Annotated in this window: 9 protein-coding genes; 7 read left to right on the top strand and 2 right to left on the bottom strand. The window is 58.9% G+C overall.

Annotated elements, in window-relative coordinates:
- Positions 1-8: 8 nt before the first annotated feature.
- Complete coding sequence (locus M2401_RS34620; RefSeq protein ID WP_409033957.1) at positions 9-851, top strand: methyl-accepting chemotaxis protein; 843 nt, start codon at positions 9-11, stop codon at positions 849-851.
- Between the two features lie 34 nt (positions 852-885).
- Here the strand turns inward: M2401_RS34620 and M2401_RS19650 are convergent, their stop codons facing one another.
- Positions 886-1,773 carry a LysR family transcriptional regulator gene (locus tag M2401_RS19650; protein ID WP_259105273.1) on the bottom strand — a complete coding sequence of 296 codons (888 nt, stop codon included), beginning with the start codon at positions 1,771-1,773 and terminating at the stop codon, positions 886-888.
- 110 nt (positions 1,774-1,883) lie between these two features.
- Between M2401_RS19650 and M2401_RS19645 the strand changes: the two genes are divergently transcribed.
- From M2401_RS19645 to M2401_RS19620, 6 genes are all read left to right on the top strand, one after another.
- Entirely contained in the window at positions 1,884-2,309 is a 426-nt protein-coding gene (locus tag M2401_RS19645) for a VOC family protein (protein WP_259105272.1), read from the top strand.
- A gap of 314 nt (positions 2,310-2,623) precedes the next feature.
- Positions 2,624-3,475 (top strand): CAP domain-containing protein, encoded by an 852-nt coding sequence (locus M2401_RS19640; protein WP_259105271.1) that lies wholly within the window; start codon positions 2,624-2,626, stop codon positions 3,473-3,475.
- A 394-nt stretch (positions 3,476-3,869) separates the two neighbouring features.
- Positions 3,870-4,697, top strand: a complete 828-nt coding sequence (locus M2401_RS19635) for an ABC transporter permease (RefSeq protein ID WP_259105270.1) — start codon at positions 3,870-3,872, stop codon at positions 4,695-4,697.
- The gene (locus M2401_RS19630; RefSeq protein ID WP_259105268.1) at positions 4,687-6,051 is read left to right on the top strand and encodes an ABC transporter ATP-binding protein; all 1,365 of its coding nucleotides are present in this window, start codon (positions 4,687-4,689) and stop codon (positions 6,049-6,051) included. Before M2401_RS19635 ends, M2401_RS19630 begins: the two co-directional genes overlap by 11 nt.
- On the top strand, positions 6,035-10,507 hold the full coding sequence (locus tag M2401_RS19625; protein ID WP_259105265.1) for a glycosyltransferase: 4,473 nt from the start codon (positions 6,035-6,037) through the stop codon (positions 10,505-10,507). The genes M2401_RS19630 and M2401_RS19625 overlap by 17 nt, the downstream gene beginning before the upstream one ends.
- Entirely contained in the window at positions 10,488-11,480 is a 993-nt protein-coding gene (locus M2401_RS19620; protein ID WP_259105263.1) for a class I SAM-dependent methyltransferase, read from the top strand. The genes M2401_RS19625 and M2401_RS19620 overlap by 20 nt, the downstream gene beginning before the upstream one ends.
- Positions 11,481-11,530: 50 nt before the next feature.
- Here the strand turns inward: M2401_RS19620 and M2401_RS19615 are convergent, their stop codons facing one another.
- On the bottom strand, positions 11,531-13,084 hold the full coding sequence (locus M2401_RS19615) for a methyl-accepting chemotaxis protein (RefSeq protein WP_409033954.1): 1,554 nt from the start codon (positions 13,082-13,084) through the stop codon (positions 11,531-11,533).
- Positions 13,085-13,400: the final 316 nt, after the last annotated feature.

Below are 13,400 nucleotides of genomic sequence, written 5' to 3'. Positions count from 1 at the left end.
TCCGCGACATGGTAGTGGACCTGGCCAGTTGCGCCCAACGCTTGCAGGCGCGTAACGACCAGCTGAAACAGAGTGCGCAGCAGGCGGCCGATGCCCTGGTCCGTCAGACCGAGGATGCCGATCAGGTTACCCACGCCATGGCGCAGATGGCCCTGGCCACCCATAACGTCGCCGAGTCGGCGCAGAGCGCGGCCCAGGTCACCCGCAATACCGATAGCCAGGCCCAGGCCATGCACAGCAACGTCGACCAGACCATTCAGGCCATTGGCGGTCTGGCGCGGGACATCGACAAGGCGGCGCAGGATATCCAGACCCTGGGCAGCGATGTCGAATCCATCGGCTCGATTCTCGATGTAATCCGCGGCATCGCCGAGCAGACCAACCTGTTAGCCCTCAACGCTGCCATCGAAGCCGCCCGTGCCGGCGAGCAGGGTAGGGGCTTTGCCGTGGTTGCCGACGAAGTTCGTTCCCTGGCTCAGCGCACCCAGCAGAGCACACAGGAAATCCAGGCCAAGATCAGCCAGCTGCAAACAGGCGCCAGGACCGCTGTTGCCACCATGCAGGGCAGCCTCTCTGGCAGTGAGTTGGCGGTGGCCAAGGCCAACGGCACCGGCGAGATGCTGGCCGGGGTGAGTGATGCGGTGTCGCAGATCAACGGCATGAACAACCAGATCGCCACTGCTGCCGAGCAACAGTCGAGTATCGGGGCAGAGGTCAATCAGAGCCTGGCGCAAATCAGTCGGCATATCAGCGAAACCCAGGCCATTACCTCGCGCAATAACCAGCTATGTTTCGAACTGGATCAACTGTCCCAGGAGCTGACGCTGTTGCTCAAGGGGTTCAAGGTCTGAGCGCAGGCAATGCACATCCTCCATAGGACCAGCTTTAGCCGGGAGGGCACTCTCCCGCCTGAGTCCGTTCCATCAGCAGGCGGATCAGCATATTCACCGGTTCGCTGAGCGTGCCGGGCGCCCGGTGCACCAGGCCGACGTCACGGTGGAAGGTATGGCTGCCCAGATCCAGCACCCGCACGCTCTCGGGCCAGCCCCGTTGCGCGGTGGTCTCGGGCACCAGGGCTACGCCTACGCCATTGGCGACGAGCTGGACCAGTGCTTCCAGTTCATCGAGTTCGCAGACCTCGCGCAGGCTGAAATGCATGCGCCGCAGAAAGCGATCGACCTGACGGCCACCGAACGAAGAGCGGTCGTAGCGCACCAGAGGCTGAGTGGACAGCAGTTGTGCCCAGTCATCGCCCGGCAGGTCTGCCGGTACGATCAGGCGATAAGGCTCCTGGGCCAGGGTGGTCCAGCGCAGGTCGCTCTGCAGGGCAAAGGGCGGGCGGATGATCGCCGCCAGATCGATATCCCCGGCGTCCGCCAGATTCAGCAGCTCCATCGAAACGCCCGGCATGATCCGGCTGCGACAGCCCGGCCACTCACGATGGAAACGGGCCAGGGCGTCGGGCAGCAAGGCCCGTTGCACCGAGGCGATGGCGCCGATACTGACCAGTACATTGGCGGTCTCACCGCTGTCGGTGGAACCTAGATTGTCGTACAGGCGAATCAACTCCTGGGCCTGCAAGAGCGTGTGATGACCCTTGCGATTGAGCTGTGCCGCGCGGCCCTTGCGCTCGAACAACGGATACCCCAGTTCAGCTTCCAGGCGCTGCATCTGGGCACTGACGGCCGCTTGGGTCAGGCCGATGCGGTTGCCGGCGGCGGCAAAAGTACCTTCACGGGCGACGGCTACCAGGGTTTTCAATTCGCGGATCATTCATAGATTTCCTTTGTGTATCCGAGAAAAATATATTGATTTTATTGTTTGGTCACGCGCCTTAGCATGGGCCTGTACTTCATACCTAAAACAGATCCTGGAGCACCCTGATGAGCCTTTCGCCCTTTCACCTGGCAATTCCCGTCTACGACCTGGCCGCTGCGCGTTCCTTCTATGGCCAAACCTTCGGCCTGGAAGAGGGCCGTTCCAGCGAGCAGTGGGTTGACTTCAATTTCTACGGCCATCAGTTGGTCATCCATGAGCACCCGCGTACCTCGTCCCAGGAACACGCCCACAGCAATGCAGTGGACGGCCACGATGTGCCGGTGCCGCATTTCGGCATCGTATTGCAATGGGAACAGTGGGAGGCCCTGGCCGAGCGCCTGCGCTCGTTCGACACCAAATTCGTGATCGAACCTTACATTCGCTTCAAGGGCCAGGTCGGCGAACAGGCCACCATGTTCCTCTTCGACCCGTGCGGCAATGCCCTGGAGTTCAAGGCATTCAAGGATATCGGGCAGCTTTTCGCCAAGTAAGCACTGGCAGAGCGCAATACCTCTGTGGGACCGGCTTAGCCGGGAAGGCGTAGGTGAGATCGATATATCTCTATCGTTTGTTACATCGTCTTCCCGGCTAAAGCCGGTCCCACAAGCCTGCGGCCAAGCTCCCGAAACCATTCCCCAGGGAACTTGTCCGCCCACTTTCCCGTCTCACACCCCAGGAGCCGCTGCCGCCTCGCGCCAGCGGATAGACCGCATCGATTCAAAACGTGCTGCTTCTTTCTCAAAGGCATTGCCCTGAAGGGGGGTAAATCGCGATCATCGGCGCAATCTGCCTGAAGGGGACTTCCATGCGCGTTATCTCATCCGTTGTGCATCTCACCGCGCTGTCGTTGGGCCTGGTGTTTGCCACTTCAGTCCTGGCCAGTGAAGAAACGCAGCTGATTGACTCGATCAATGCCTACCGTGGGCAGTTGCATCAGTGCGGCGGGCAGGTATCCCACGAGCTGCCGCCCCTGACCAGCGACCCGCGCCTGGTGCTCTCGGCCGGTAATATCGGCGACCTGCAACAGGCCCTGGCCCGCGCCACCTATCCCATGGTCAATGTCCAGGCCATCAGCCTTTCCGGCCCACGTGATGCCCAGGCGGCAATGAAGGCCGTGGAAGAGACTTTTTGCCAGGTCGTACTGGACCCTCAATTCGTCGATATCGGTGTCAGCCGCGAAGACCGCGAGTGGCGCATCGTTCTGGCTCGGCCAATGCTGACGGCGCGCCTGGGCGATGGTCAGGGTGAAGGGCAGAAGATGCTGGCCATGATCAATGGCGCCCGGGCAACGCCGCACAATTGCGGGCCCGAGTCATTCTCTGCCGCAGCACCGATGACCTGGAACGCCATCCTGGCGAGCGCGGCCGAGGCGCACAGTCGTGATATGGCCAACCATAACTACTTCGACCACACTGACAGCGACGGCCATACCCCCGGTGATCGTGCCGAACTGGCGGGTTACGGCGGCACTCAGGTAGACGAAAATATCGCTGCCGGCCAGGACTCCACCCGCAAAGTGGTGGAAGGCTGGCTGAGCAGTCCGGAACAGTGCGCCAACCTGATGAATCCGCAGATCAATGAACTGGGCGCGGCTTACGCGACCGATCCGAAGAGTGATGCGGGGATTTATTGGACGGTGATGTTTGGGGCTAAATAACCCCTGTCAATCAAGGTCAATGCATCAGGTTGCATGGGCCTTGATTAAGTGTTTCTTTATTAAAACACAGCCTGCTGTTTTATTGTCTCAATAATGATTATTCCAACTCGTTGTTTCAGCGGCTTATCAAGTTAAATACCGCTCATCGACTCTTCCGCGCTGGCGCTCTATTGACTGCCACACTGCGTTACAACCAACCCATGTAAAAACTATCTGACCGGTTCGGCATTCAGTGGCGGTAGCTATTGAGCCGCTATACAACAGGCAAGAGCGTTGCAGGACCGGCTTCAGCCGGGAGAGCGTCCACCATCATCAAGATAATCCTGCGGATACACGGGGCCCCTCCGGGCTAAAGCCGGTCCTGCGGATCTCAGCACTGGAGACGTATATTAACGTGAACCCTCATCATGTCCCGGGGGCCGGTCCCCTTCATCTCGTTCGCACCCTCTGGCATTACCGGCAATTGATCAGTGTGATGATCGTCCGTGAAATAAGCGGGCGTTATCGAGGCTCAATCATGGGCCTGGCCTGGTCGTTCTTTAATCCGGTCTTGATGCTGGCCGTTTATACCTTTGTCTTTTCCGAAGTGTTCCAGTCGCGTTGGCCGGGACAGGATAACGGCAAGGGTGGTTTTGCCATTCTGTTGTTCACCGGGATGATAGTGCACGGCCTGTTTGCCGAGTGTGCCAATCGTGCTCCCTCCTTGATTGTCAGTAATGGCAACTACGTCAAGAAAGTGGTCTTCCCTCTGGAAGTACTGACGGTGGTGACGGTAGGGGCAGCGCTCTTTCACAGCTTTATCAGCCTGATGGTGTTGCTGGCGGCGCAGTTGATTCTGACCCAGCAACTGCATTGGTCGGCGGTCTTCCTGCCTTTGGTGTTGCTGCCGTTGCTGATCGCCACCCTGGGCTTCAGCTGGCTGCTGGCGGCCCTGGGTGTCTACCTGCGGGACATCGGCCAGGTCATTACGGTACTGACCACCGTTCTGTTGTTTCTCTCGCCAGTGCTCTATCCGGTGGCGGCGCTGCCGCAGGCCTATCAATCGTGGCTCAAGCTCAACCCGCTGACCTACATCATCGAAGAAAGCCGCAACGTTCTGTTGTTCGGCCAGCCGCCGCAATGGGGCAGCCTTGGTCTGGCGTTGCTGGTTGCCTTGCTGATTGCGACGGCGGGTTTTTGGTTCTTCCAAAAAACACGCAAGGGGTTCGCCGATGTCATCTGAAGACATTGCCATCAGCGTGCGCGACATCTCCAAGTGCTTCTACAGCTACGACAAACCCTTCGATCGCCTCAAACATTCGCTGATCCCCCGTCTGCAACGTCGCCTTGGCATGGAACAGACGAGCTATGGCCGGGAGTTCTGGGCGTTGCGTAATATCGATTTCGAGGTCATGCGCGGCGAGACCGTGGGGATTGTCGGGCGCAACGGTTCGGGGAAGTCGACCCTGCTGCAGATCATCTGCGGCACTCTGATGCCGAGCGGTGGAACGGTGCAGACGCAGGGGCGGGTAGCGGCGCTGCTGGAGCTGGGCTCGGGGTTTAACCCCGAGTTCACCGGGCGCGAGAATGTCTACCTGAACGCCTCGGTGCTGGGCTTGAGCCGTGAGGAGGTCGATGAGCGTTTTGACGCGATTGCCGGTTTTGCCGATATCGGCGATTTCATCGAGCAGCCGGTCAAGGCCTACTCCAGCGGTATGGTGGTACGTCTGGCCTTTGCCGTGCAGGCGCAGATAGACCCGCAAATCCTGATCGTCGACGAAGCGCTATCCGTAGGCGATGCGCGCTTCCAGGCCAAGTGCTTCGAGCGGCTGCGCCAGTTGAAGGAGAACGGCACCAGCATCCTGCTGGTCACCCATGCCAGTGAGCAAGTGGTGACCCATTGCAATCGCGCCATCCTGTTGGAACAGAGCCGGGTGGCCATGGTCGGGCCGTCACGCGCGGTGATCAATCGCTATCTGGATCTGCTGTTTGGCCGGGAAAAGCCTGCGGATATATCTGCTTGCCCGCAGGCACCCGGCAAGCCTGAGCCAGACGCAGCGCAAGACGGCAAAGCCTGGCTGAGTTTCGACAACGAGGCCTTTGCCACCCGGGCCGGTTTCAACCCCCATGAATATCGCTGGGGCGATGGCGCTGCCAACCTGCTGGATTTCCGCCTGACCTGCGGCGGCCGCGAGTTCAGCGCCGCTATCGATTCCGGCGCCGACGTCATGCTGTACCTGGCCATCCGCTTTAACCGCACGATCATCAACCCGATCCTGGGATTCACCCTCAAGACCAAAGAGGGCGTCACGGTCTACGGCACCAACTCCGTGCTGCTCGAAAGCCAAGTCACTCAGGCATTGGGTACGGCGGGCAGTACTGCCAGAGCCAGCCTGCGCTTCGTCAACCGCCTGGCCAGTGGTGATTACTTCATTTCCGTCGGCATTGCCTCCCGACATGGCAACGACATCGTGCCCCATGACCGGCGTTACGACGCCATTCATTTTGTCGTGCCCACCACACCGCAGTTACTCGGCCTCATAGATCTGGCCGTCACCATGGAAATCGATCAGGTGCTTAATGACGCGCATGCTTGAAGGGATGCCTTATGACTTTGACCCGCAATTGGGACTGTGGCTGCGACCCGGCTACCAGGGCCTTGCCTACAGCGATGGCGATGAAAGTGAAGAGCGCATCGCGCGGATCATCGAGCAGGCCAGAGACTTGTCGGTGCTCTCCAGCGAGCTGAGCCGACACTGCACCGACTGGGCATCGCTGTATCACCTGGGCACGGCAAGAGGCAATATCCTGCGGCCATTCGAGCACTGCCTGTCGGGGCGGGTCCTGGAGATCGGCGCAGGCTGCGGCGCCATCAGCCGCTACCTCGGCGAGTGCGGCGGTCAGGTGTTGAGCCTGGAAGGCAGTGTGCGACGGGCGCGGATTGCTGCCAGCCGCACCCGTGACCTGGACAATGTCACGGTGCTGGCCGAGCGCTTCGACGCTTTTGACACTGAGCAGCGCTTCGACGTCATCACCCTGATCGGCGTGCTGGAATACGCCAGCATGTTCAGTCGGGACAGCGACGCAGCCCTGAGCATGCTCAAGCGGGTTCACCAACTGCTTGAGCCCGACGGCAAACTCTTTATCGCCATCGAGAACCAGTTGGGCCTGAAGTATTTCGCCGGGGCGCCTGAGGATCACCTCTGTGTGCCCATGTATGGCATCGAAGGCCGCTACATCAAGGGTCAACCGCAAACCTTCGGCCGCCGCCGACTGGTCGAGCTGATCACCGCAGCGGGCTTTGAACAGACGCAGTTTCTGTATCCGGCCCCGGATTACAAGCTGCCCCATTCCATCACCACCGAGCGTGGCTTTGCCGTACGCTCGTTCGATGCGGCGGCACTGGCCTGGCAGAACGTCAAGAAAGACCCGCAGCTGCCGGGCGCCACCGGCTTCAATCTGGAACGGGCCTGGCCGGTGGTGATCGACAATGGCCTGGGCATGGAACTGGCCAACTCATTCCTGATCGCCGCTTCGCGTAACGCCGAGCCGGTCGTGGCGCCGGACATTCTGGCGTTTCACTACAACACCAGTCGTCAGCCCGCGTTCTGCAAGGCCTCTCGGTTCGTCGAGACGGCAACCGGCATCGAGGTGCAGCACCAGGCTTTGCGTGCCGAGGTGAAGCCCGACAATGAAGGGGGAGTGCGCCATCAACTGAGCGAGGTCGACATCTATGTCAGCGGCAAGCCCCTGAGTCAGCGTTTTATCAATATCGCCACGACTCCCGACTGGGGTATTCAGGATTTCTCCCTGTTTATCCGCCAGTACCTGCATACCTTGCGCAGCCTGCTCGCGGAACGCGGTCATGCGTGCGAACTGCGCGATGTCAATGAGTGGCTACCGGGTATCTTCATTGATGCCGTGCCCCATAACATCATCATGGGCGGCGATGGCTCTGCGACCCTGATCGATATCGAATGGGAAGCCAGCGCAGGCGTGGAGCTGGGCCATCTGCTGTTGCGTTCGTTGCTGTTGTTGATCGCCAATGCCACACCGTTCCATCCCAGCGTCATCCCCCCCACGCGCAGGCAGTTCATCGTGGAAAGCCTGCGCGCGGCCGAACTGCCGGTGACGGACGCAGATTTGGGCCGCTATATTGCCCGCGAAGCGCTGTTTCAGGCCTTTGTCACGGACCGCGAAGCCGTTGAGTTTCTGGACTGGAAGCCCGACCAGCCAATCAACCAGAAAGTCGTGCCCGTCCTGCCACCATTGCGGGCCAAAGTGTATTACAGCAACGGCGACGGCGAATTCAGGGAGGACGCCAGTCTTGCTCTGGCGTTGGAACCGGGGGCGCAACGGCTGGAGTTTGCCTTCTCTACGGTACAGCCCGGTGCCAGGCGCTTGCGTCTCGATCCGGTGGATCGGCGTGTCTCCTTCTCCCTGGCCAATATCCGTCTGTACAGCGCGGCAGGGGAGGTTTGGCGATGGGACCGGCAGCTCGACAGCCTGACCGCCACTTCCGGACTGATGAAAGTCGAGAAATCCGGGGCTGCGGTGTTCTTCATGAGCCTTGATGACGATCCCCACCTGGTGCTGCCCCTGGATCTGGCGACGCAGGTGGATGTGCAAGGGCTGACCCTGGCACTGGACCTGGTGGTCTACACCGATGAAGTCATGGCGCGCCTGATCAGCCTGGAACTCAATGCCGTCAGCGAATACCAGCAGACCCTGCAGGATGCTTTGCAGCCCCTGGCTCGTCAGCTTCAGGCGATGACCGAGCAGATGAGTGAGCTGGATAAGGTCACCCATACTCTGGCCGATAGTGTCATTGAGTCTGAGCACGAAACCATTGAGACCGTCGAGCGCCTGCTCACCGACCATAATCAGGTAACCCGTGACCGTCAGGCATTGATCGTCGAACTGGAAGAGACACTGAGCAAGTTACGGCGGGAAAAAGAACTGGCCATCGCCGAGCGCGATCAAGCACTGAGTATTCAGGGGGCGGAAAAAGATACCCATATTCACCACCTGAATCTGCGGATCAGGGCGTTGGAGTCCTCATATAGTCGGCGCCTGGGCGCGCCGGTCCGCGCATCGATCGTCACCGCACGGCGGCTCAAGCGCGCCTCGGTTCTGTTGCCGGGCGTGATTCGCCGCGGCGGCGGGTTGCAGGCGACTGTACGCAAGTCGATAGCGATCTTGCGCCAAGAGGGGATCGAGGGTTTGCGTGCCCGTTGGCGCTGGTTCAGTCGTAGCGTATCGCAAGTCTCTGCAGAGGCGAGCAAGCCCGCGACAGTGCCCGATCGTAATGATTACGCCGCGTGGATCGAGCGCTATGACACTCTTGATGATTCGGCTCGTCGCAAGATCAGCGAAGAAATAGGCAGCTGGAGCAAGCCGCCGCTGATCTCCATCATCATGCCGGTCTACGACCCGCCCCTTGACCTGCTGCGTCAAGCCATCGCCAGCGTCCGTGCCCAGTTGTATCCGAACTGGCAGCTTTGCATCGCTGACGACGCTTCCACCAACCCGCAAGTGCGAACGCTATTGGAAGACTTGCAGGCCCAGGAGCCACGAATCAGCCTGGTTTTTCGCAAACAGAACGGTCATATCAGTGCCGCCAGCAACTCGGCCATTGCCATCGCCGAGGGCCACTACCTGGCCCTGATGGACAACGACGACCTGATTCCCGAACACGCCTTGTATTGGGTGGCGCGGACCATTATCGAGCATCCGCAGGCCGGATTGATCTACTCGGACGAAGACAAAATCGATACCCAGGGGCGGCGTAGCGCGGCGTATTTCAAGCCGGACTGGAACGAGTTTTTGTTTCGGTCGCAGAATGTATTTTCTCATTTTGGAATCTATCGAAGCGACCTGATCAATCAGGCAGGCGGCTTTCGTAGCGGCTTTGAAGGCGCCCAGGACTACGATCTGGTCATGCGCTGCATCGAGCGCCTTGCGCCCGGGCAAATCGTCCATATCCCTCGTGTGCTCTACCACTGGCGAGTGCATCCCGGTAGCACGGCCATGGCCACCGGTGAAAAACCTTACGCTGTGCATGCCGGTGTTAAAGCCCTGGATGAGCATCTGCAGCGTTTGGGGGTCGCGGCTCGGACCGAATTATTGCCGATTGGCATGTATCGGGTGCGTTATGAGCTTCCCGGGCATCGTCCCCTGGTAAGCCTGATCATCCCTACCCGTAATGCCCATGTATTGGTCAGACAGTGCATCGACAGTATTCGAGATCTGACGACCTACCAACGCTACGAGCTGATTCTGATCGATAACGGTTCAGATGAGCCTGAGTCGCTGGAGTACTTCGCCCGACTTGAGCAGGAGTCGAACGTCACGGTGCTTCGCGACGACGGACCCTTTAATTATTCAGCGTTGAACAATCGCGCTGTGAAGCTGGCAAGGGGCGAAGTGGTGGGGTTGATCAATAACGATATTGAAGTCATCACACCTGAGTGGCTGGAGGAAATGGTCTCCATCGCCTTGCAGCCAGGCGTCGGCGCGGTGGGCGCACGGCTGTGGTTTGCCGATGATCGCCTGCAGCACGGCGGGGTGATATTGGGGGTCGGGGGGATTGCCAATCACTCCCATAAGTTTTTGCCCAGGGGTGAACATGGTTACTTCGGTCGTGCCGGCCTGATTCAGTCGCTGTCCGCTGTGACTGCCGCCTGCCTGGTCATTCGCAAATCCATCTATGAAGAAGTTGGCGGCCTCGATGAGGTGCACTTGAAGATCGCTTTCAATGACGTCGACTTCTGCCTGCGCGTGCAGGAAGCCGGTTACACCAACGTCTGGACCCCCTTTGCCGAACTCTATCACCATGAGTCCGCTACCCGAGGCTTGGAAGATACCCCGGAGAAACAGGCTCGCTTCACTCAGGAGGTCGAATATATGCAGCGGCGTTGGCCCGATATTGAAAATGACGGTGCCTATAACCCGAACCTGACGCTGGAACATCATGATTTTGGCCTGGCGTGGCCGCCGCGTACTTCAGTTGCCCAAAAAAAGGAGGGCACGCATGAGCAGAACAAACGTTGAGTCAAGTGGAGATAGCCCACCCTATCAAGGGGCCTATTGCATTGATCGTTATTCAATATTTCAGAGTGCGCTGCGATTGAGCGGGTGGATATACAGTCCCACTCTGCAAATCGCCAGGCTGGTATTGCGGGTTCCTGATGGCGGAGACTATGCAATTGTATTCGGCGATAAAAGTCCGGATCTGGTTCCGGTCTTTGGCCCATTGGCCGATCACTCACGCTTCGATCGCAGCCTGGTATTTGCGGACAGTCGGGCCGCAATGATTGCCGCCAGCTTGCTGATTTTTTTCAAGGACGGCACATCTGCGTCTATCTCGCGTTTGGGCAGTCCCAGAGACAGCCTGATGGGTGTGTTCAGTCAGCAATTGCGTGACAGAGAAAATTCTGACCCCGGCCAACCTCCGTACTTGTTGGAAATCGGCTCGCGGGCGCGTTCCGGGATCGTACGTAAAGGCTTAGTGCCAGAAGGTTGGTGTTATAGCGGTTTCGATGTACTGAATGGGCCGAATGTCGATGTTGTAGGGGATGCCCATCAATTGAGCAGGTCCTACCCTGCTAATCACTTCGATGGTGTAATGGCCTTTTCTGTCCTGGAACATTTGCTCATGCCGTGGAAGGTCATGATCGAACTCAATCGCGTCATGAAACTGGGCGCCATTGGGCTGTTCACTACGCATCAATGTTGGCCGTTGCATGATCAACCCTGGGATTTCTGGCGATTTTCGGAGGACTCGTGGAAAGCGTTGCTGAACGAGCCTCTGGGTTTTGAAATATTGGAAACCCGTATGGATGAGCCTGCTTATATTGTCGCGGCCCGCTGCCACCCCGTGACCGCATTTGCCGAACAACCGGAAAGCTTTCTGGCGTCATCCGTTATTTTTCGCAAAACCGGCAACACCTCGCTGGAGTGGCCGGTTGAGCTGGAAGATATCATCAGCACTCAATATCCGGATATGACGACAACCTTGGAATAGATGTTTTTATCAATACAACGGTCATCAGTATTTCAGTAGGGGGTACAGTTTTAACGACTAAACCGCTCCGCAAGACTATGCAGATACTGCGCCATCTCCTCCAGTTCCCGACTGATCTTCGAGCCTTGCTCGGCCTGCCCGGCGCTCTGATCGCAGAGTTGGGCGATACGGGTGATCTGTTGGCTGATATTTTCCGCGACGTGGCTTTGTTCTTCCGACGCCGAGGCCATTTGCTGGCTCATGCCGGTGATCAGGGTGATCGCCTTGCTGATGCCGTCCAGGGCCTGTTGTACGGCCTCGACGCTGGCCACGCTTTCCTGGGAAATCTGCCCACCCTTGCTGGCGGTGGCCACGGCCCGTTCGGCGCCTTCGCGCAGTTGCGTGATGATCTGTTGGATCTGCCCGGTTGAGGCCTGGGTGCGGGAGGCCAGGGAGCGGACCTCGTCGGCGACCACGGCAAAGCCGCGGCCTTGCTCCCCGGCGCGGGCGGCCTCGATGGCGGCGTTGAGGGCCAGCAGGTTGGTCTGTTCGGCAATCGACGTAATCACATCGACCACACTGCCGATGGACTGGGTAGCGCTGGCCAGTTCATTGACGGCCTCGGCGATCTCGGTGACGGAGTTGGCCATATGCCGGATGGCCAGCAGACTGTCGTCAGCCAGACCACGGCCTTCCTGAGCCAGGCGGTCGGCGTCTTCGGCGGCATGGGCAGTGTTCTGCACGTTGTGGGCGACTTCCTGAATAGTCGCGGCCATCTGGTTGATGGCGGTGGCGGACTGGTCGGTTTCATTGCGCTGCTGATCGAGGGAACGAGCTTGCTGGGCAGACAGGCTGGCGGATTGCCCGGCGCGCTGCTTGACGCTTTCTCCGGCGTCGACCAGGCGAGTCAGAGCCGTTTGCAGGCGCGCTTCTTCGCTGTAAATGGCCAGGTCCAATTGCCCTTGCGGCCCGCGCTTGTCGCTGTAGGTCAGGGCCACCAGCGGGCTGCTGAAGGCCTTGGGGTGTTCGGCCAGGGTTTGTTTCAGGCTATTGCGCTGACGCAGCTCGATATAGGTGCCGAGAATGATCACTACCAGAAGCGTCAGGCCGACCGAACCGGTGTCGCCCAGCATCAGGGTTCCCGCTGTAAGCACAATGGCGCTGATAATGATGGGCAGTTGTCGCAGCAGGTGATGGCTGACTGAACTCAGTGCCGAGACCGCAGGTTTACCCGCACGCAGCCGGGCGTAGAGGGCATCAGCACGCCTGACCTGATCACGAGTCGGCAGGGAGCGTACCGATTCATAGCCGACCAACTGGCTGTTCTCATAGACCGCAGTGACATACGCGCTGACCCAATAGAAGTCGCCCTGCTTGGAGCGATTCTTGACCACACCCATCCAGGGTTTGCCCTGCTTGATGGTCTCCCACATATGGGCGAACACTGACGACGGCATGTCCGGGTGGCGCACCAGATTATGTGGCTGGCCGATCAATTCTTCCCGGGTAAAGCCACTGAGCGCTACGAAAGCATCATTGCAATAGGTGATGCGACTATTAAGATCCGTCGTGGAAATCAACCGCTCGGATTCGGGAAACGTTCTTTCTGTTTGTGTGATCGGCATATTCAAGCGCATTGATCAAACCTCTCCCTGAGAGAACGACTTTATAAATCCCGCAGTGTCTGAAAGGTGTAGCACAGATTTCCCCGAGGTAACTCATGACTACAAAACCGCCGTGAATATTTCTGTGCCGCAGGTCCCTCATCCATAAACGACGCCGCTGGATGATTATTCAAATAGTTCTGCGCGCCGCGCGTTGAGAATACCGGAGTTACACGTTATCAGCTTTGATCATCGGCTCGATCCTATACATGGGTATGGGCGTTGGGCAGGCATCCCTACGTGAGAATGCTGATGCAGGTATGATGCGCACTTTGCA

Origin of the sequence: Pseudomonas sp. JUb42, assembly GCF_024807945.1 — a bacterium.
In the GTDB taxonomy this organism is placed as follows: domain Bacteria; phylum Pseudomonadota; class Gammaproteobacteria; order Pseudomonadales; family Pseudomonadaceae; genus Aquipseudomonas.
This window is presented reverse-complemented; position numbering and strand designations above follow the sequence as displayed.

Excerpts from the sequence above, each read along its gene's own strand:
- M2401_RS19630 (WP_259105268.1), top strand. The coding sequence starts at position 4,687 with ATGTCATCTGAAGACATTGCCATCAGCGTGCGCGACATCTCCAAGTGC.
- M2401_RS19615 (WP_409033954.1), bottom strand. The coding sequence starts at position 13,084 with ATGCCGATCACACAAACAGAAAGAACGTTTCCCGAATCCGAGCGGTTG.
- M2401_RS19645 (WP_259105272.1), top strand. The coding sequence starts at position 1,884 with ATGAGCCTTTCGCCCTTTCACCTGGCAATTCCCGTCTACGACCTGGCC.
- M2401_RS19620 (WP_259105263.1), top strand. The coding sequence starts at position 10,488 with ATGAGCAGAACAAACGTTGAGTCAAGTGGAGATAGCCCACCCTATCAA.
- M2401_RS19650 (WP_259105273.1), bottom strand. The coding sequence starts at position 1,773 with ATGATCCGCGAATTGAAAACCCTGGTAGCCGTCGCCCGTGAAGGTACT.
- M2401_RS34620 (WP_409033957.1), top strand. The coding sequence starts at position 9 with ATGGTAGTGGACCTGGCCAGTTGCGCCCAACGCTTGCAGGCGCGTAAC.
- M2401_RS19640 (WP_259105271.1), top strand. The coding sequence starts at position 2,624 with ATGCGCGTTATCTCATCCGTTGTGCATCTCACCGCGCTGTCGTTGGGC.
- M2401_RS19625 (WP_259105265.1), top strand. The coding sequence starts at position 6,035 with ATGACGCGCATGCTTGAAGGGATGCCTTATGACTTTGACCCGCAATTG.